Genomic DNA, 1167 nt, shown 5'->3' with positions numbered 1-1167 from the left:
GGTACCCTAGTGAGGACTTGAATCCTTGGCTGTAGGCTAGAATTATCAACGGTTTCAAATTTATGAAATGGTCGCAGTGTACTTCATGGTGTACATGCAGTGAGCTTTTGGTCATTATTTTTATTTACTACAAGTGCTATTGCTTGTAATGGAGTTACTGGAAATTAAGATGGAAAAGCATAAATTGTCACGTTTCCTACCGCATAATGAAATATTAAATTATATTATGACATTAGATGAAAATTATGATGGTATAGCAACGTTTTTTATTCACAATGCTGATAATACTTCTGGATGAGATTGCAAGGCGGAAAAATACTTCTTTTTGGTATAGTCAATTAGGTGATTTATGCCTAGTTGATTTAGCTTACGTAAATGGCGCTAGATTTTCAGCTTTATTTTATTTTATTAAAGCTCTTGAGCTAAATTCGAAAAATACTCTACTTTTGAATGCTATTTTAGAGTGTGGTGAACCACCTGAAGTTGTTTTGACTATAGAGCGGAGGAAGTATTATGCTAATAAGCTTCTAGCATTAGAACCTGAAAACGAAAGAGCTTTAGCTATTATCAATTTGTGATCGGTGCGCTATACAGGCATCGAACTGACAGCCGTGACCACTATCATTCAAGTTATAGAGCAGCTAAAAATGGAACTCAACACTCCTGAGAAAACATTATTACTAAGTAATTTCGATATTGACTATGAATATGGTGATGTTATATGTCTTGATAATTTCAATTATTCTTTAGTTTTCAGTAAAGAAAGATTATCTACTAAGACAGTTTTTTTGGCAAAAGCATACGACAAAAAGGGTAAATTTATGTTTGTCATACCGTTTCCTTATGTAGAAGTCGATCATAAAATAATAAATATTATATATGGTTGGACTTCGGAAATTGATGATGAGTTGAGAATAGTGTTTTATGCGGATAATAGAATTATGCACGACTTTTGGTATGCATTTGATTTGGTGCAACGCAAGTATACAAGTCATGGTAGAGCTTATTAAAGATAAGAAAATATGAGTTTCTTATGAAAGTGTTTATCATTCAAAAATCAGGTTGTTGTAAAATATCAAAACATTAATTTGGCCGATCTATGGTGAAGTACCACCATCTTAAATTATTGGAGATAGATTCTGACGCTTAAACAAAAATAGGTATACC

Annotated in this window: 2 protein-coding genes; both read left to right on the top strand. The window is 32.6% G+C overall.

The annotated features are described in order from the left end of the window. The first annotated feature begins 275 nt into the window (after nt 1-275). On the top strand, nt 276-578 hold the full coding sequence (locus JMX48_RS13980) for a hypothetical protein (RefSeq protein ID WP_201538776.1): 303 nt from the start codon (nt 276-278) through the stop codon (nt 576-578). Between the two features lie 69 nt (nt 579-647). Continuing rightward, nucleotides 648-1010 (top strand): hypothetical protein, encoded by a 363-nt coding sequence (locus JMX48_RS13975; protein ID WP_201538775.1) that lies wholly within the window; start codon nt 648-650, stop codon nt 1008-1010. Nucleotides 1011-1167: the final 157 nt, after the last annotated feature.

It is taken from the genome of Psychrobacter immobilis, assembly GCF_904846225.1.
GTDB classification, from domain to species: domain Bacteria; phylum Pseudomonadota; class Gammaproteobacteria; order Pseudomonadales; family Moraxellaceae; genus Psychrobacter; species Psychrobacter immobilis_F.
Note: the sequence above shows the minus strand (reverse complement) of the source record. Positions and strands in the feature narration are given on the sequence as shown.